Source organism: Dokdonella aquatica (assembly GCF_051987395.1).
GTDB lineage: Bacteria > Pseudomonadota > Gammaproteobacteria > Xanthomonadales > Rhodanobacteraceae > Dokdonella.
Genome location: NZ_CP197094.1, coordinates 2,148,549 through 2,165,430, shown reverse-complemented (window position 1 = coordinate 2,165,430; position 16,882 = coordinate 2,148,549). Strand labels below are relative to the sequence as shown.

13 protein-coding genes and 1 pseudogene are annotated in these 16,882 nt (G+C 68.4%); 3 read left to right on the top strand and 11 right to left on the bottom strand.

Features of this window, described 5'->3' with window-relative positions; genetic code table 11:
* Positions 1 to 33: 33 nt before the first annotated feature.
* The 4 genes from ACQQ2N_RS09500 to ACQQ2N_RS09485 all read right to left on the bottom strand — a co-directional run bounded on the left by ACQQ2N_RS09500 (position 34) and on the right by ACQQ2N_RS09485 (position 7,464).
* Positions 34 to 1,632 carry a phytoene desaturase family protein gene (locus tag ACQQ2N_RS09500; RefSeq protein ID WP_440225473.1) on the bottom strand — a complete coding sequence of 533 codons (1,599 nt, stop codon included), beginning with the start codon at positions 1,630 to 1,632 and terminating at the stop codon, positions 34 to 36.
* A 69-nt stretch (positions 1,633 to 1,701) separates the two neighbouring features.
* The gene (locus tag ACQQ2N_RS09495) at positions 1,702 to 3,795 is read right to left on the bottom strand and encodes a hypothetical protein (RefSeq protein WP_440225472.1); all 2,094 of its coding nucleotides are present in this window, start codon (positions 3,793 to 3,795) and stop codon (positions 1,702 to 1,704) included.
* Positions 3,796 to 3,974: 179 nt separating this feature from the next.
* Positions 3,975 to 6,053, bottom strand: coding sequence for an outer membrane protein assembly factor BamB family protein (locus tag ACQQ2N_RS09490; RefSeq protein ID WP_440225471.1), 2,079 nt, complete (start codon positions 6,051 to 6,053; stop codon positions 3,975 to 3,977).
* Between the two features lie 136 nt (positions 6,054 to 6,189).
* Complete coding sequence (locus tag ACQQ2N_RS09485; RefSeq protein WP_440225470.1) at positions 6,190 to 7,464, bottom strand: MFS transporter; 1,275 nt, start codon at positions 7,462 to 7,464, stop codon at positions 6,190 to 6,192.
* 318 nt (positions 7,465 to 7,782) lie between these two features.
* Here ACQQ2N_RS09485 and ACQQ2N_RS09480 point away from each other — a divergent pair, with 318 nt between their 5' ends.
* Together ACQQ2N_RS09480 and ACQQ2N_RS09475 are read left to right on the top strand one after the other, a co-directional pair.
* Positions 7,783 to 8,772 carry a bile acid:sodium symporter family protein gene (locus ACQQ2N_RS09480; protein WP_440225469.1) on the top strand — a complete coding sequence of 330 codons (990 nt, stop codon included), beginning with the start codon at positions 7,783 to 7,785 and terminating at the stop codon, positions 8,770 to 8,772.
* A gap of 48 nt (positions 8,773 to 8,820) precedes the next feature.
* Positions 8,821 to 9,954 (top strand): glycosyltransferase, encoded by a 1,134-nt coding sequence (locus tag ACQQ2N_RS09475; RefSeq protein WP_440225468.1) that lies wholly within the window; start codon positions 8,821 to 8,823, stop codon positions 9,952 to 9,954.
* A gap of 13 nt (positions 9,955 to 9,967) precedes the next feature.
* Here ACQQ2N_RS09475 and cyoE read toward each other — a convergent pair.
* The 4 genes and pseudogenes from cyoE to ACQQ2N_RS09455 form a co-directional block, all read right to left on the bottom strand.
* Positions 9,968 to 10,900, bottom strand: a pseudogene (cyoE, locus tag ACQQ2N_RS09470) (heme o synthase); the annotation flags it as partial.
* 31 nt (positions 10,901 to 10,931) lie between these two features.
* The gene (locus tag ACQQ2N_RS09465) at positions 10,932 to 12,080 is read right to left on the bottom strand and encodes a COX15/CtaA family protein (protein ID WP_440225467.1); all 1,149 of its coding nucleotides are present in this window, start codon (positions 12,078 to 12,080) and stop codon (positions 10,932 to 10,934) included.
* Positions 12,077 to 12,625, bottom strand: coding sequence for a hypothetical protein (locus ACQQ2N_RS09460; protein WP_440225466.1), 549 nt, complete (start codon positions 12,623 to 12,625; stop codon positions 12,077 to 12,079). Before ACQQ2N_RS09460 ends, ACQQ2N_RS09465 begins: the two co-directional genes overlap by 4 nt.
* Before the next feature lie 32 nt (positions 12,626 to 12,657).
* The gene (locus ACQQ2N_RS09455) at positions 12,658 to 13,383 is read right to left on the bottom strand and encodes an SURF1 family protein (protein ID WP_440225465.1); all 726 of its coding nucleotides are present in this window, start codon (positions 13,381 to 13,383) and stop codon (positions 12,658 to 12,660) included.
* A 59-nt stretch (positions 13,384 to 13,442) separates the two neighbouring features.
* Between ACQQ2N_RS09455 and ACQQ2N_RS09450 the strand changes: the two genes are divergently transcribed.
* Entirely contained in the window at positions 13,443 to 13,652 is a 210-nt protein-coding gene (locus ACQQ2N_RS09450; RefSeq protein ID WP_440225464.1) for a twin transmembrane helix small protein, read from the top strand.
* Positions 13,653 to 13,703: 51 nt separating this feature from the next.
* Here ACQQ2N_RS09450 and ACQQ2N_RS09445 read toward each other — a convergent pair whose 3' ends face one another.
* Genes ACQQ2N_RS09445 through ctaD form a run of 3 tightly spaced genes read right to left on the bottom strand, consistent with a single transcriptional unit; the run spans position 13,704 to position 16,876 of the window.
* Positions 13,704 to 14,576: a cytochrome c oxidase subunit 3 gene (locus ACQQ2N_RS09445; protein ID WP_440225463.1), complete on the bottom strand. Its 873-nt coding sequence runs from the start codon at positions 14,574 to 14,576 to the stop codon at positions 13,704 to 13,706.
* 4 nt (positions 14,577 to 14,580) lie between these two features.
* Positions 14,581 to 15,204 carry a cytochrome c oxidase assembly protein gene (locus ACQQ2N_RS09440; protein WP_440225462.1) on the bottom strand — a complete coding sequence of 208 codons (624 nt, stop codon included), beginning with the start codon at positions 15,202 to 15,204 and terminating at the stop codon, positions 14,581 to 14,583.
* A 49-nt stretch (positions 15,205 to 15,253) separates the two neighbouring features.
* Positions 15,254 to 16,876 (bottom strand): cytochrome c oxidase subunit I, encoded by a 1,623-nt coding sequence (ctaD, locus tag ACQQ2N_RS09435; protein ID WP_440225461.1) that lies wholly within the window; start codon positions 16,874 to 16,876, stop codon positions 15,254 to 15,256.
* Positions 16,877 to 16,882 lie beyond the last annotated feature (6 nt).

Genomic DNA, 16,882 nt, shown 5'->3' with positions numbered 1-16,882 from the left:
GCGCCGGCGGGCCGCGCGACGCGAGGATCCCGGTCAGCGCAGATCCTTCTCGATGACACGCGCCGCGTTGTGCCCGGGCGCACCGGTGACGCCACCGCCCGGATGCGTGCCGGCGCCACACAGGTACAGCCCCGGCAGTGCACCGCGGTAGTCGGCCTGGCCGAGCATCGGCCGCGCGCTGAACAGCTGGTTGAGGCTCAGCGCGCCGTGGAAGATGTCGCCGCCGATGAGACCGAAATCGCGCTCGAGGTCGAGCGGACTCTTGATCTGCCGGCCGAGCACGCTCGCGGCGAAACCCGGCGCGTAGCGGTCGACGGTCGCGATCATGAGGTCGGCAACCTCCTCGCGATGGTCGTCCCACGATCGACCATCGGACAGCTGCGGGGCGACGTGCTGGCAGAACAGGCTGGCGACGTGCTGGCCCGGCGGCGCGAGCGAATCATCGAGCGTCGACGGGATCAGCATCTCGACGATCGGCTCGCGCGACCAGCCGTGCGCGAGCGCGTCGCGGTAGGCGCGGTCCATGTAGTCGAGGCTCGGCGCGAGGATGATGCCGGCCGTGAGGTGATCGCCCTCGCCGGGCAGCGCGGTGAAATCCGGGAGGCGATCGAGTGCGACATTCATGCGGAACGTGCCCGAGCCGCAGCGCCAGTTCGCCATGCGCTCGCGCGTCGGCGCAGGCACCACGTCGCGGGCGAGCAGCTGCTCGTAGAGCAGCTTCGGGTTGACGTTGGCGACCACTGCGCGCGCATGCACGAGGTCGCTCTGCGTGGTCACGACGCCGGTGACGCGGCCGTTCTCGACGACCACCTCGCGCACGCCGCAGCCCGTGCGGATCTCGACGCCGGCGGCCGTCGCGGCCTTCGCCATCGCCTGCGTGATCGCGCCCATGCCGCCGATCGCGTGACCCCACGCGCCCTTGACGCCGTTGACCTCGCCGAACACGTGGTGCAGCAGCACGTAGGCGCTGCCCGGCGTGTACGGACTCGCGTAGTTGCCGACCACGCCGTCGAAGCCGAGCACGGCGCGGATCGGCTCGCTCTCGAACCAGCGGTCGAGGTACTCGGCCGCCGAGATCGTGAACAGGTCGAGCAGTTCCTGGCGCAGCGACGCGTCGAGCCCGTGCAGGCGACGGCCGAGCCTGCCCGCGCGCACGAGCTCGGGCAGCGCCTTCCACCAGCCGCCGTCGGTGACGTTCGGCGGCGGCTCGAGCGCGAGCGCGCGCAGCACATCGGCGATCGCATCGAGGCGCTGCTCGTACGCGGGCAGGCGCTCGGCATCGCGCCGCGAGAACTTCGCGACCTCGGCCTGCGTCTGCCCCGCGCCCGTGAGCAGGTACGTGCCGTCCGGACGCGGCAGGAAGTTGTTGCGCCAGCGCTCGACCACACGCAGCCCGTGCTCGTGCAGATCGAGATCGGCGATGACCTTCGGCTGCAGCAGCGACACCGTGTACGAGGCCACCGAGTTGCGGAATCCGGGATGGAATTCCTCGGTGACCGCGGCACCGCCCACGACGTCGCGCCGCTCGAGCACGAGCACCTTGAGACCGGCTTTCGCCAGGTACGTGGCACAGACGAGGCCGTTGTGGCCGGCGCCGATGAGGATCGCGTCGAAACGTGGGCTCGTCGTCATGCCCGTATCATCCACGCCGCGGCGATCCGCGGCCAGCATCGGCGGACGACATGCCGACGCCCGGAGCCGTCATCGCCCCTCCCTGGTCGCGTCGAAGTCGCCCGAGAAGATCCCATCACGAGGGATGCGCGTGCGCTTGACCATGTGCCCCGAGCCGATCATGAGGTCGATCTCGCCGGACTGGACATCTTCCCGGAGCACCGCGCGGTTTCCAGCGCCGAGGGAATTTCCCATGAAACCGCTCAACGGCTGCGCGGAACCGGTGCTGCCAATCAGATGAAGCACGCCGCCGGCTGCGACGAGCATGCTCGAACCACCGCGGATCCACCGCACGAACACTGCTCCGGCGGGCGTGGGCCACTGGTCGATCTGCGCCAGGGTCTCGCACGCGAGGATGTGCACGACGGCTTCCCTCAGCACGCCGATGCGACACGATCCATCGGCGTCCTGGAAGACATCGACTCCCGCGATGCTGTTGTCCGACGGGAAGGTCATGCTGAGGATGAACTCACGGGACCGCAGATCGAACACGCGCAGCGAGCGGTAGCGGTCGTGGGTGATCGCCTTGGGCACTCCCGCATGATCGCGGTAGACCGCCATGCCTCCGTACTGCAGGGCGGGATAGGGCTCGGTGTACCACACCAAGTCTCCCGTCGCGGCATCGTAGCGTGCAAGCCGCCCTTGCGCGGTGAGTACGACCACGGCGGGTACACCGCTTCCATCGATGTCGACGAGCGACATGGCGTAGATGGATCGATCGCCGGGGGGTGTCTGCGTGGCGATCCATTGCGTCTGCAGCGTGGCTCCGTCCAACGCCATCAGGCTATGCGACTGCGAATCGGTCCCACTCAGGACGATCTCGAGCGCGGGATCCGCATCGAGTTGCGCCAGCGCGATGCGGGTCGAGCTGATAGCGTGGAAGAGATCGCCACGCTCGCGAACAAGCGCACCGGTCTCCGCATCGAGAACCCTGACCTTGGGACCGACGGTCGTGTGATCGGACGACCTCTCGACGCCAGTCGACGCGAACACGACTTCCTGTTTCCCCGTGGCGGCGATGTCGCCGGTCGCGATCGCCGTATGCGGGCCGAATTCCTGCACCATCATCAGCTCGGTGGCATTGTCCGTCAGGCTGCGGACGATCAGGCGGTCGCCACTGGTATTCAGGAGTCCGTCGTTGAACGCGATCTCGAGATCACCATCGCCGTCGAGATCGGCCACGGCAACGGACGAGGTCTCGTCGGCATGGTCACCTGCAACCGCGTCACCCGTGCGGAGATCGTAAACGAAGCTTCCGCGCGCCAGCAGGTCACCACCTCCCGTACGCGGCGCCCTCGTGAACGCACCGCGTGTCGTGCGCACCTCGCGAACAGGTGAGTACGGCTGGGACCGGAACAGGATCACGCTCTCGAAGAGCCCCGCCACGATCGCGTCCTTCGTCGGGTCGTCGCCGAAGCGGCCGACGATGACACGGGGACCGAATCCACTCGGGTACGACCATTCGAGGGCACCCGAAGCGCCGTCGAGGATCCTCCCGGGCGTTCCGGCCAGTACGAGTTCCATCGCGGGATCGGCATCGAGCTGGCCGGCGGCAACATTCCCGTTATCGCTACCGTATTGTGAAACCCACTTGATCTGCCCGGACTCGAGCGCGAGCGCAGCGACCTTCTGGTCCGACCAGGAGCCCGTCGATGTCCGGACGACCATCTCCAGGCTACCGTCGCCGTCGATGTCGGCGACAAGCTCGAGGCCCACGACGAGCGGAGCATGCAGGACGCGCTCGATGGTGGACGGCGAAGTGCCCGCGTGGATGACGATCGACGTCTGGGTGCCGCCGCGAACGAGCGCCGCGACACGCATCACGCCGTCGGATGGCGTCCACGCGATCGTCACTCCTTTCACGCCGCCGACGTGCGCGTCGACCGAACGCATGGCGTAGGTGTTCACGCCGGTCGATGCAAGGACCCCTAGTCGGTACGAGACGCCCGTGCCCCCGCCTTCGTAACCGTCACTTGCGAGCACCAGCTCGCCCCTCCCGTCACCGTCGAAGTCACCGAAGTGCATGCCGAGCCCGCCGGGGGCCCGGATCGGCACGTAGTACTCCCACTCCGGGGTTGCCTGGGCATGGCCGATCGGCGCAAGGGCGAGCAGCAGGACGACCACGGCGGATACGAGGCAACCGCGCACTCGTGCCCATCCGGGCCCGGAATGCTGCACGACACGAGCCGTCCGGACGGCGCAGGACGCTGGACCGTCCGAACGCACGCGTTGATCGCGGCACGTCCGTGCACGGAGACTCCACGCGATCGACCCGATCCGGGATCCCTCTCCGTTCGACCTGTTCATTCGAAATCTCCCGAGAAGATCGGATCGGGATCGAGTCGTATGCGCGTGACCATATGCGTCGTTCCGACGATCACGTCGTGGCCGCCGTCCTCCAGCGGCACCACGATGCCGCGGTTGCCGAATGCCGAATACAGTCCCAGAGGTGCCGACGCCGCCGTTGCGGACTGTCCGCGACGCGCCTGATGGACCACGTTGTCGCTGACCGTGACCATGTGGTCGCCCGCCGCATCGAGCGCGCGAAAGAACGTCGTGGCCGGAGGCAGTGTCCATTCATGGATGAAGGCGAGGTCGGCACAGGCGTGGATGCGCAGCGACGACGTGGCATCGAGCAGTCCCAGGCGGCACATTGCACCCTCGCCCCACCGCGACATCGCGCGGATGCTCCTCGGCGTCTTGGCGACGGCCTCGAGCAGCTTGGTGGAGGCATCGAAGACGTACACGCCGTTGCCACGGCTCGCGATGATGCGCGGCGGTGATGCGACCGTTTCGATCGACCATGGCGTATCGCCCGAGATCGTGACCGATTGCCACAGCAACGTGCCATCGCGACCGTCGAATACGACGAGATGCCCGCTCTCCATACCGACGACGACATCGCTTGTGCCATCGGCGTTGGTATCGACCAAAGCGTGTGCGGCGTTCCCGGATCCCCCGAAGTCGCCGACACGCCACTGCTCCTCCAGGGTGAGGCCGTCGAACACGGCGACCGACATGCCGCGAATCGAATCGCCCACCAGGACGATTTCCATCTGGGGATCCATGTCGAGCTGCGCGACCGAGAGACTCGGGTTGCCTCTCGCACGGCCATCGACCTCGCCCGGCCGCGAGCGCAGGAGCTCGCCGGTTCCCGCATCCAGGATATGGAGACCCTGCCGACCGTTGCTTTCGGTGGAGACGGTCGCGAAAGCCACCTGATCCGATCCATTGCCGGCGAAGTCGCCGCGCGCGATCGCCGCGTGCGGCCCGAGTTCCTCACGTTCCGCGTAGTCGTCGACCCGAGTCACCATGTCGACGACGCGAAGCATGCCGTAGGTCGGCCCCGACGCGCCGTAGATCATCTCCGGCCGTCCGTCGCCGTCGATGTCGGCGACCGACAACGCGTTGACCATCGGCAGCCGCGGAACGTGCTCGCTGTACAGCGTCGCTCCGGACACGGCGTCGCGGATCGCGATGTTGCTGCCGTACATGTCGAGCGCGAGGCGATCGGCACCGGCGTACCGCACGACGAACGCACCCCGCAGCGCGGGCTCCGGCAGCTGGCCGATCAAGCCGTAAGGCTGGCTGCGAAACACCTGGACATCCCGGCTCCTGCGGATCGCGAAGGTCGGAGCACCCTGGTCCCCGGCGAAGCGTCCCACGAGGATGTCGCTGAGGAAGCCGTCAGGCCACGACCACTCTTCCTCGCGTGTCGCACCGTCGATGATGCGTCCCGGCATGCCTGTGAGGATCAGTTCGAGCGCGGGATCATTGTCCAGCTGGGCGACGGCGACGTCGCTGGTATGCAGCGTTCCCCGCCACTCCTGCGCACCGGTCGCGTAGTCGAGGATGACGGGCGTGTCGACCGAGCCGTTGACGGCCCGCGCCACCGCAACGATCTCCAGCGCACCATCCGCGTCGACATCGGCGACGGTCGCGATCTTCCTGACACCGGGTACGGGAATCGTGCGCAGGACTCGCAACGGCACGCCGCCGAAGACGACGATCTCATTGGACGCATCCGAGTAGTCGCTGGAGACGATACCGATGACACGATCGGACGGCCCTTCACGCGGCATGAGCCTGAGCGGGCCGAGGAATCGGCTCATCGACGTCGTCAATGTCCCCGGATGCAGCGCCATCAGCGAGCGCAGCGACAGCCTGCCCTGCGCATTGCTCGCCACCCAACCAATCTGGTTGTCGGGTCCGGCCGTGACGACGGCGTCCTGACGCCCGTCGCCATCGAAGTCGCCGATGACGATTCCGGACGTGCCGGCATTCCTCAGCGGAGGATAGTGTTCCCACACCGTGGCTGCCGCGCACGAGCCGCTGACAGCCAAGCCGAACGCCGCATACACGGCGGCCTTGAAGATTCCCACGTTGTCGTCCCCTGAACGATCCGCGACTCCCTGCGCGGGCTGCCGCTCCTCGGCGCCCGATCGATCTGCCGCGTACTGCTGGATTGCCCCCGTCGCGATGCTACTGCGTCCCGCATGGCGGGCGCACGTGCCGCGATCAGCCCGCGGGATGCGGCCGTGAACATTTCGCCGCGATCATGCCGGCGAGGCAGGCCAGCGCCACGTAGTACACCGGCGCATCGGGTGCGCTGCGCAGCCACCACGCGATCAGCAGCGGCGTGGTGCCGCCGGCGATCGCGTAGGCGACGTTGTAGGCGAACGAGATGCCCGAGAAGCGGATCGCGGGCGGGAACGCGTGCACCATCGCGGTCGGCACGACGCCGACCACGCCGACGCAGAACCCGGTCAGCACGTACAGCGCGGTGAAGTGCTGCGGCAAGGCGCGCGTGCCCGTGTAGAGCGCGAACACGACCGCCGCGAGCACGAGCGCGCCGATCGCGATCACGCGGCGGAAACCGAAGCGGTCCGCGGCGAGTCCGTAGGCGATGCAGCCGAAGCACAGCGCGAACGTCGCGAGGCTGTTGGCCTGTGCCGCGGTGGCCGGCGCGATCGCGTAGAGGCGCTGCACGAGCGTCGGCGTCATGAGGATCACCACGACGATGCCGGCCGTCAGCAGCCACGTCAGCAGCATCGAGGTCGCGACGTCGCGTGCATGGCCGGCCAGCACGATGCGCAGCGGCAGGCCGTCGACGAGGGCGCGGCGGCGGCGCATCTCCTCGAACACGGGCGTCTCGTGCAGGTAGCGGCGCAGCCACACGGCGAGCAGGCCGAACACGCCGCCGAGCACGAACGGCGCGCGCCAGACGCCGTCGAGCACCTGTTCGGGCGTCCACCACGTGTTGAGCGCGCTCGACACGAGCGAGCCGAGCAGGATGCCGAGCGTGAGGCCCGCGGTGAGCACGCCGCAGGCGAAACCCGTGCGCGAGGCCGGCACGTGCTCGGACACGAACACCCACGCGCCGGGCACCTCGCCGCCGACCGCCGCGCCCTGCGCGAGGCGCAGCAGCAACAGCAGCAACGGCGCGGCGAGGCCGATCTCGGCGTAGGTCGGCAACAGGCCCATGAGCAGGGTCGGCACGGCCATGAGCAGGACGCTCAGCATGAACATGCGCTTGCGTCCCACGCGGTCGCCGAAGTGCGCCATGACGATGCCGCCGAGCGGGCGCGCGAGGTAGCCCGCGGCGAAGATGCCGAACGCCTGCAGCTGGCGCAGCCATTCGGGCGTGTCGGGCGGGAAGAACAGCTGCGCGATGACCGCCGCGAAGAACACGAAGATGATGAAGTCGTAGAACTCGAGCGCACCGCCGAGTGCCGCGAGCAGCAGGGTGCGAAGGTCGCGGCGGGTCAGGGCTCCGTGGGCGGCGGGCGTCATGCGGCGGGTTCCGGTGGTGTCGACACGGCGCGCAGGTATACCACCGCGTGCTGCGGTCGACGATGGCCGAAGGGCATCGCTCAGCGGCCTGCGCAGCCATTGAAGGACGCTTCGCCGGAGCGCTCGCGCCATGGCATCGCCCCGGCGCCAGCGCGGCTGTCTGCATGACGTTCGCGCCTTGCAGGCCGGTGCAGGCAGCCGCGATCATGCACGAGCCATGCGGTCGGCGACGCGGCGCGCGCTCACGCGTCGACTTGGGCACACGCGCCGAAGCGGTCGTACTCCGTTCCAGAGTCCTCCTCCATTCAAACGCTTCCGATGCGCCGACTGCCCGCCTTCCTCGATCCGTTCACGCTCGCGCTCGTCGCGACGGTCGTGCTCGCCGCCGTGCTGCCGTGCCGCGGGGCAGTGGCCGAGGCGTTCGACCTCGCCACGACGGCAGGCATCGCGCTGCTGTTCTTCCTGCATGGTGCGCGCCTGTCGCGCGAGGCGATCGTCGCGGGCATCGTGCACTGGCGCCTGCACCTGGCCGTGTTCGCGAGCACGTTCGTCGCGTTCCCGCTGTTCGGACTCGCCCTCAAGCCGGTCGCGCCGTGGCTGCTGACGCCGGAGCTGTTCACCGGCGTGCTGTTCCTGTGCGCGCTGCCGTCGACCGTGCAGTCGTCGATCGCGTTCACCTCGATCGCGCGCGGCAACGTGCCCGCGGCCGTGTGCAGCGCGTCGCTGTCCAACCTGCTCGGTGTGTTCCTGACGCCGGTGCTCGTGTCGATCCTGCTCGCCACGCACGGCGACACGGGCTCGCCGCTCGACGCGATCGGCAAGATCGCGCTGCAGCTGTTCGCGCCGTTCGTGGCCGGGCACCTCGCGCGGCCGTGGGTCGGCGGCTGGGTCGAGCGCCGGCGCACGCTGCTCTCCTACACCGATCGCGGCACCGTGCTGCTCGTGGTCTACGTCGCCTTCAGCGCCTCGGTCGTGGAAGGCCTGTGGCAGCACGTACCGCTGCCCGCATTGGCCGCCGTCGCGGGTGTCGTGATCGTGCTGCTCGCCGTTGCGCTGGCGATGACGATGTGGGGTAGCCGCGCACTCGGCTTCTCGCGCGAAGACGAGATCGCGATCGTGTTCTGCGGCTCCAAGAAGAGCCTCGCCAGCGGCGTGCCGATCGCCAAGATCCTGTTCGCGGGCCATCCCGCGCTCGGCATGGTGCTGCTGCCGGTCATGCTGTTCCATCAGGTGCAGCTCATGGCCTGCGCGCTGCTGGCCCAGCGTTACGCGCGACGCGCGCAGGCGACGCAGCACACGGCCCGATAACGACGGCGCTGCTATCCTCGCGATTCCCACCGACGCATGGACTCCCGCATGAGCCATCCGACGCCGGCGCGCGCCGCGTTCGCCCCCCAGTTGTGCCTGAGCATGATCGTGAAGAACGAGGCGCCCGTGATCGCGCGTTGCCTCGCCTCCGTGCGCCCGTACATCGGCGCCTGGGCGATCGTCGACACGGGCTCGACGGACGGCACGCAGGCACTCGTGCGCGAGCTCATGGCCGACCTGCCCGGCGAGCTGATCGAACGCCCATGGGTGGACTTCGCGACGAACCGCAACCAGGCGCTCGACCTCGCGCGTGCGCACGGCGAGTACGCGCTGATCATCGACGCCGACGAGATCCTCGAGCGCATGCCCGAGGCGGCGCTGCCGACGCAGCGGCTCGATGGCCCCGGCTACTTCGTGCGCCAGGTGCTCGACGGCAGCCAGTTCGAATACGCGAGCGCGAAGGTGCTGCGCCACGAGCTCGGCTGGCGCTGGCACGGCGTGCTGCACGAGTACCCGGCCGCGCCTTCGGATCCGCGCATCCTCGACCTGCCCGGCCTGCGCGTGCGCAGCTACCCCGACGGCGCACGCAGCCAGCGGCCCTTGAAGGAGAAGTACCGCGACGACGCCGAGGTGCTGCGCAAGGCGCTCGTGGCCGAACCGGACAACACGCGTTACGCGTTCTACTTCGCGCAGAGCCTGCGCGACGCCGGCGACCACGCCGGTGCGCTCGAGGCCTACCGCAAGCGCGCCACGATGGCCGGCTTCGCCGAGGAGGTCTGGTACGCGAAGTTCCAGGTCGCCACGCTGCTCGAGCGCCTGCAGGCGCCGGCGGTCGAGGTCATCGACGCCTACCTCGCCGCATTCGATGCGCGTCCCGTGCGCGCCGAGCCGCTGTGCGAGCTCGCGCGCTTCCTGCGCAACCAGGGTCGCTTCGGCAGCGCCTACGCGCAGGCACGCGTCGCCTCCGAGATGCCGGTGCCCGAGGACCTGCTGTTCCTCGACCTGTCCGTCTACACGTGGCGCGCGATCGATGAGCGCGCGGTCGCGGCGTTCTACGTCGGCCGTCGCGACGAATGCGCGGAACTCAGCCGTCGGCTGCTCGCGTGGCCGGGCCTTCCCGCCGCCGACCGTCCGCGCATCGAAGGCAACCTCGCGTTCTGCGCGAAGCCGCCCGCGCGCTGAAACCCCACCCGCGTCAGCCGCCGACCTTCTCGAGGAAGAAGCCGCCGACCGGCGCCGCTTCGGGCATCAGGTAGTGGTCGACGAGCAGGAACGCGAACAGCGCCATGAGGTAGATGATCGAGTAGTTGAACACCTTCATCGCGAACAGTTCGTCGGGCGGGTTCAGCAGCACGATCGCGTACCACAGGAAGCCTGCGCCGAGCACGAGCGCGCCACCGAGATAGAACAGGCCGCTCATCCCGGTGAGATACGGCAGCACGGTCACGATCACAAGCAGGATCGTGTACGCGAGCACGTGCCAGCGCGTGTAGGTGACGCCGTGCGTCACGGGCAGCATCGGCACCTGCGCACGCGAGTAGTCCTCGCGGCGGAAGATCGCGAGCGCCCAGAAATGCGGCGGCGTCCACACGAAGATGATCAGGAACAGCAGCAGCGCGTACGGGTGGACTTCGCCGGTGACCGCGGCCCAGCCGAGCACGGGCGGTGCGGCACCGGCGGCACCGCCGATGACGATGTTCTGCGGCGTCGCGCGCTTGAGGAACGCGGTGTAGACGACCGCGTAGCCGATCAGCGACGCGAACGTGAGCGCCGCGGTGAGCGGGTTCACGAACGCGATCAGCAGCGTCATCGACAGCGTGCCGAGGCCGATCGCGAACGCGAGCACCTGGGTCGGCGTGAGCGTGCCGGTGGCCAGTGGCCGGTGCGACGTGCGCGCCATGAGGCGGTCGATGCGCTGGTCGATCAGGTGGTTGATCGCGGCCGCCGAGCCGGCCGCGAGCCAGATGCCGATGAAGCCGACGACCGACTCGCGCAGCGGCGGCCAGCCCGGCACCGCCAGGAACATGCCGATGATCGCCGTGAAGACGATCAGCGCGACGACGCGCGGCTTGGTCAGTTCGAGGTACTGGCTCGCGATGGAGGGCATGCGGGAATCGCTTCGGGTTCGGTCGGACGTATGCCGTCGGGACGGCGCGCGGTCAAGTCGAGAGGTCGCTGCGCGGTTGCAGGCGTGCGAACGCGACGATGAGCAGGAACAGCATCACGACGGCGACGAACACGTGCGCGGTCGCGACGTGCAGCGGCAGGCCGAGCTTGACGTTGGCGATGCCGAGTGCGACCTGCACGAGCAGCGCCGCGCCGAGCGCGCGCCCTACACCGCGCAGGCCTGCGCGCGCGAGGCGGCCGCTGAGCCAGCCGACGTAGAGGAATGCGACGACCGCACCGATGCGGTGCGCGATCTGGATCGCCGTGCGCGCAGGCCCGTCGAGCACGCCGCCCTCGTAGTCGACGCCGATGCCGCGCCAGAGCACGAAACCCTCGGCGAAATCGGTCTGCGGCCACCACTGGCCGAGGCAGGTCGGGAAATTGGTGCCACAGGCCCAGGCTGCGTAGTTCGCGCTGGTCCAGCCACCGAGCGCGATCTGCAGGCCGAGCACGACGAGGCCGAACGCGACGAGCGCACGCACGCGCTCCTCGGAGAGATCGTCACGCCCCGCGCCGGACAGGCGCAACGCGACGTAGGCGAGCAGCGCGAACGTGGTCAGGCCGCCGAGCAGGTGGCCCATCACGACGACGGGCTTGAGCAGCCAGGTCACGGTCCACATGCCGAGCATGGCCTGGAAGATCACGACGCCGAGCAGCAGCACCGCGACGCGCCACGCGCCGGTACGCCGCAGGGTCGCCGCGGCGATCACGGGCAGACCGAGTGCGAATACCGACAGCGTGCCCGACAACGTGTGCGAACCCTTCATGTACGTGACGACGCCGGCCGCGGCCGCGATCGCCGCGACGATCACGCAGAGCCGCGCGAACGGCCGCCGCCACGCCGCAGTGAGCGCGAGCGCGAGGATCAGTACGCCGAGCGTGCCGGCGACCATGCGGTGGCCTTGCTCGCGCCAGGTCTTGTGCGATTCGACCGGACGGTCGAAGTTGGCGTTGGCGTGCTCGATCTCGTGCTCGTGGCCCGGCCACGTCGCCTTGCCGTAGCAGGTCGGCCAGTCCGGGCACGACAGGCCCGCGTTGGACAGGCGCACGAACGCGCCGAACACGATCACGCCGAGCGCGAGCAGCGTGGCGATCCAGGCCAGCCGCGCCGGCCAGGACAGGCGCAGGAAGCGCGCGATCACTTGGTCACCTTGCCGAGGTCCTTGCGCAGGCCGCTGGCGTTGAAGCCGTCGCGGTACAGCGTCAGCGCGATGCCGTCGGGCTTGACGAGCACGAGGGCGAGGCCGTCGTCGACCTGCGGAATCCATGTGTTGAACGCGCCGGTCGCGTCGCGCGCGGGCTCCCACGCGGTCATGACCTCGGCGCCGCCCTCGCCGTGCGGCGGCACACCGAGATACACGAGGCGCACGCGCGCGGACTTCTGGTTGAGCGACACGCGCGCGCGATGGACCTGGTCGAGTTGGCGGATGCAGATCTCGCCGCAGGTCTTGCCCGGCAGCGCGACCACGCTCCAGCGCCAGTCCGGATCACGCCACGGCAGCAGGCTGCCGTCGGGGCGTTCGGCGACCGCGTCCTCGACCGAGCGCTGCGGCACGATGCCTTCGCCGAAGCTGCGCGTGCCGGGCATCCAGCCCATCGCGGCCATGACACCCGCGACGACCATCGGCGCGAAGAAGATCGCCCAGATCAGGACCAGTTGCAGGCGCTTGCGGGATCTCGTTTGCATGGCGTGTCTCGGAGGAACCTGGCGCTTCGCGCTCAGCGGGGCGGCGTGCGGCGGCGGTGCAGCACGATGAAGATGACGATCGCGGCGATCGCGAACGAGAACCACTGCAGTGCATAGCCGCGGTGGCGCTCGGGCGGCAGGATCTGCGGCGTCCAGGTGCGCTCGAAGCCGGAACCGGGTTCCGCGTCGAGCAGCAGCACCGACGTGTCGATGCGGCGTCCGGCATCCTCGCCGATCTCGCCGAGGTCGATGTAGATCGTGCTCTTGGTCGGGCCGGCCTGGTTCGGCAGTGCATTGCCGCCGAGGCGCAGCCCGGACCCGGGCGGCGGAGCATACAGCCCCGACACGACGAGGTCGCCCTCGGGCAGCGGCGGCAGCGCGGGTGCCGAGGCGCCTTCGCGCGCCACGAAACCGCGGTTGACGAGGATCGGCAGGCTGCCGTCGACCGGCTCGAACAGCGCGAACGCGATGACGCCGCGCCGCGCGTCACGCACCTGGTCGTCGAGCAGGTACGCGTGACGCGCGTCGAAACGGCCCTCCACGCGCACGTGCGGGTGGTGCACGGCGTCTGCGGTGGTTCGTCGCGCCTCGGCCAGCGTCAGCGTCGGCTGTGCTGCTGCACCGCTGAACGACGCGAGCAGTGTTTCCTTTTCGTGCGCGCGCTTGAGCTGCCAGGTGCCGAGCGTGCAGAACAGCGCGAGCCCCGCGCAGAGCAGCGTGATCGCGAACCACGACGGCGACTTCCAGCGTGCGCTCACGGGGCCGGCCCTATACTCGCGGCCACGCCGGGCCGATTCGCCCGCCACGGACCACCGCCATGCTCAGCAAGATCGTGATCGTCGTGTTTCTCGTCGCCATCGTCTGGAACCTCGGCGCCGGCCTCTACTACATGATCACCGACAAGGGCGGCAGCAACCGGACCGTGAACGCGCTGACGCGACGCATCGGCCTCTCGGTCGCGTTGATCGTGCTGATCCTGATCGGCATCGCCACGGGCATCATCCAGCCCCACGGCATCAACGGCTGATCGATCGGCGGGAAAGCGCAGCGGGCGCGTCGGCGCCCGCTGCATGTCGCGTCAGAGGACGTAGACGAAGACGAACAGGCCGAGCCACACCACGTCGACGAAGTGCCAGTACCACGCGACGGCCTCGAAGCCGAAGTGGTTGTCCGCGGTGAAATGGCCCTTGGCGACGCGCAGCATGATGATGACCAGCATGATCGCGCCGAGCGTGACGTGCATGCCGTGGAAGCCGGTCAGCATGAAGAACGTCGAGCCGTAGATGCCGCTGCCGAGGGTCAGGTTGAGGTGGCCGTAGGCCTCCGCGTACTCGTGCGCCTGGTAGTAGAGGAACACCGCGCCGAGCGCGACGGTCGCCGCGAGCCACGCGACGGTGGCCTTGCGGTGGCCCGAACGCAGCGCGTGATGGGCGAGCGTGATCGTCACGCCCGAGGCCAGCAGCAGCATCGTGTTGAGCAGCGGCAGGCCCCATGCGGGGATCGTCTGGAAGCTGCCGCCGATCTCGCTCGGGCCATTGGTCGGCCACGCCGGCGTGAAGCCCTGCCACAGGAAGTGGTTGGTCAGCGCACCGTGGCCTTCGCCGCCGAGCCACGGCACCGACAGCACGCGCGCGTAGAACAGCGCGCCGAAGAACGCCGCGAAGAACATCACTTCCGAGAAGATGAACCAGATCATCCCCATGCGGAACGAGACGTCGACCTGCTTGTTGTAGAGGCCGGCGACCGATTCGCGGATGACCGTGCCGAACCAGCCGAACATCATGAACAGCAGGATCGCGATGCCGACGTACATGAGCGGCAGCGCGGAGAACCCGCTCACGCCGTTCATCCACTGCGCGGCGCCGATGACCGTCGTGAACAGGCCGATGGAGCCCACGATCGGCCAGTGGCTGCCGTGGGGGACGTAATAAGCACCTTGTGTTTGCGCCATGATCTCAGGACCCCACGCTCGGAATGGATCCGCTCGCCGCGACCGCTGCGTCCGACGCCGGCACCTGGCCGAGGCGTCGCGTGGCGATGTCGTTCGCGAAGAACGTATAGGACAACGTAAGCGTCTTCACGTTGGCCGGCAACTGCGGGTCGACGACGAAGCGGACCGGCATGCGCCGGGATTCGCCTGCGGCGAGCAGCTGCTCGGTGAAACAGAAGCACTCGGTCTTGTTGAAGTACAGCGACGCCTCGCTCGGCGCGACGCTGGGTACCGCGTTGCCGACGATCGGGTCGCCGGACTGGTTGGTCGCGTCGAACCACACTTCGGTCAGCGCACCCGGATGCACGCTCACGCGCGTGACTTCCGGACGGAAGTCCCACGGCAGCTTGCTGTTGACGTTGCCGACGAACTCGACCGTCACCGACCGCGACGTGTCGACCACCATCGACGCGGCCTTGTCGTTCGAGATGCCCTCGGGCGACAGCTTGATGCCGAGCACGTGCTCGCAGGCGATCCGGTAGATCGGGATCATCGCGAAGCCGAACAGGAACGCGGCCAGCGAGACCATGCCGATGGTCTTCGCGATGCCGGCGTTGCTGACGCTGCCCGGGGCGGTCGTGGAGGTCATGTCATGTCTGCGTTCACCGGACCGGCGTGGGCCGGTCCGGTGGAATCGCTCAGTGCGTCACGTCGCCGTGGGCGAGCTTGGAATCGTCGATCACCGGCGGCGTCGTGAACGTGTGGTGTGGCGCCGGCGACGGCACCGTCCACTCCAGGCCACGCGCGCCTTCCCAGACCTGCGCCGTGGCGCGGTTCTTCGAGCGGTATACGCAGTGGATGATCACGCCGACGAAGATCAGCTGCGAGGCGCCGAACCAGAAGCCGCCGATCGAGCTGATCATGTTGAAGTCGGCGAACGCGACGTTGTAGTCCGGGATGCGGCGCGGCATGCCGGCCAGGCCGAGGAAGTGCTGCGGGAAGAACAGCACGTTGACCGAGATCACGCTCGACCAGAAGTGGATCTTGCCCCAGCGCTCGCTGTACATGTTGCCCGACCACTTCGGCAGCCAGTAGTACGCCGAGGCCATGATCGCGAACACCGCGCCGGTCACCAGCACGTAGTGGAAGTGCGCGACGACGAAGTAGGTGTCGTGGTACTGGAAGTCGGCCGGCACGATCGCGAGCATGAGGCCCGAGAAGCCGCCGATCGTGAACAGGATGACGAAGCCGAGCGCGAACAGCATCGGCGTCTCGAACGTCATCGAGCCTTCCCACATCGTGGTGACCCAGTTGAACACCTTCACGCCGGTCGGGATCGCGATCAGCATCGTCGCGTACATGAAGTAGATCTCGCCGCCGAGCGGCATGCCCACCGTGAACATGTGGTGCGCCCACACGATGAACGACAGGAACGCGATCGAGGCGATCGCGTAGATCATGGCCTGATAGCCGAACAGCGGCTTGCGCGCGAACGTCGGGATGATCTCCGAGACGATGCCGAACGCCGGCAGGATCATGATGTAGACCTCGGGGTGCCCGAAGAACCAGAAGATGTGCTGGAACATCACCGGGTCGCCGCCGCCGGCGGCGTTGAAGAAGCTCGTGCCGAAGAACTTGTCGGTGAGCAGCATCGTCACCGCGCCCGCGAGCACCGGCATCACCGCGATCAGCAGGAACGCCGTGATCAGCCACGACCACACGAAGATCGGCATCTTCAGCAGGTCCATGCCCGGCGCGCGCATGTTGAGGATCGTCGCGATGATGTTGATCGCGCCCATGATCGAGCTGATGCCCATCAGGTGGATCGCGAAGATCACGAAGGCCACCGAGTTGCCGCCCTGCATCGACAGTGGCGGGTAGAGCGTCCAGCCGCCCTGCGGGCCGGCGCCCGGCATGAACAGCGTCGACAGCAGCAGCGTGAACGCGAACGGCAGGATCCAGAACGACCAGTTGTTCATGCGCGGCAGCGCCATGTCCGGCGCGCCGATCTGCAGCGGGATCATCCAGTTGCCGAGGCCGACGAACGCCGGCATGACCGCGCCGAAGATCATGATCAGCGCGTGCATCGTGGTCATTTCGTTGAAGAACTCGGGCTCCACGAGCTGCATGCCCGGCTGGAAGAGTTCTGCGCGGATGACCATCGCCATCGAGCCGCCGATGAAGAACATCAGCAGCGAGAACACCAGGTACGCGGTACCGATGTCCTTGTGGTTGGTCGTGAACAGCCAGCGATTCAGGAAGCCCTTGGGCTTGTGGTCGTGGTCGTCGTGGTGGTCGTCGTGGACGGCAGCGTGGGCCATGGCCTG

Excerpts from the sequence above, each read along its gene's own strand:
- ACQQ2N_RS09500 (WP_440225473.1), bottom strand. The coding sequence starts at position 1,632 with ATGACGACGAGCCCACGTTTCGACGCGATCCTCATCGGCGCCGGCCAC.
- ctaD (WP_440225461.1), bottom strand. The coding sequence starts at position 16,876 with ATGGCCCACGCTGCCGTCCACGACGACCACCACGACGACCACGACCAC.
- ACQQ2N_RS09480 (WP_440225469.1), top strand. The coding sequence starts at position 7,783 with ATGCGCCGACTGCCCGCCTTCCTCGATCCGTTCACGCTCGCGCTCGTC.
- ACQQ2N_RS09440 (WP_440225462.1), bottom strand. The coding sequence starts at position 15,204 with ATGACCTCCACGACCGCCCCGGGCAGCGTCAGCAACGCCGGCATCGCG.
- ACQQ2N_RS09475 (WP_440225468.1), top strand. The coding sequence starts at position 8,821 with ATGAGCCATCCGACGCCGGCGCGCGCCGCGTTCGCCCCCCAGTTGTGC.
- ACQQ2N_RS09485 (WP_440225470.1), bottom strand. The coding sequence starts at position 7,464 with ATGACGCCCGCCGCCCACGGAGCCCTGACCCGCCGCGACCTTCGCACC.
- ACQQ2N_RS09445 (WP_440225463.1), bottom strand. The coding sequence starts at position 14,576 with ATGGCGCAAACACAAGGTGCTTATTACGTCCCCCACGGCAGCCACTGG.
- ACQQ2N_RS09460 (WP_440225466.1), bottom strand. The coding sequence starts at position 12,625 with ATGCAAACGAGATCCCGCAAGCGCCTGCAACTGGTCCTGATCTGGGCG.
- ACQQ2N_RS09450 (WP_440225464.1), top strand. The coding sequence starts at position 13,443 with ATGCTCAGCAAGATCGTGATCGTCGTGTTTCTCGTCGCCATCGTCTGG.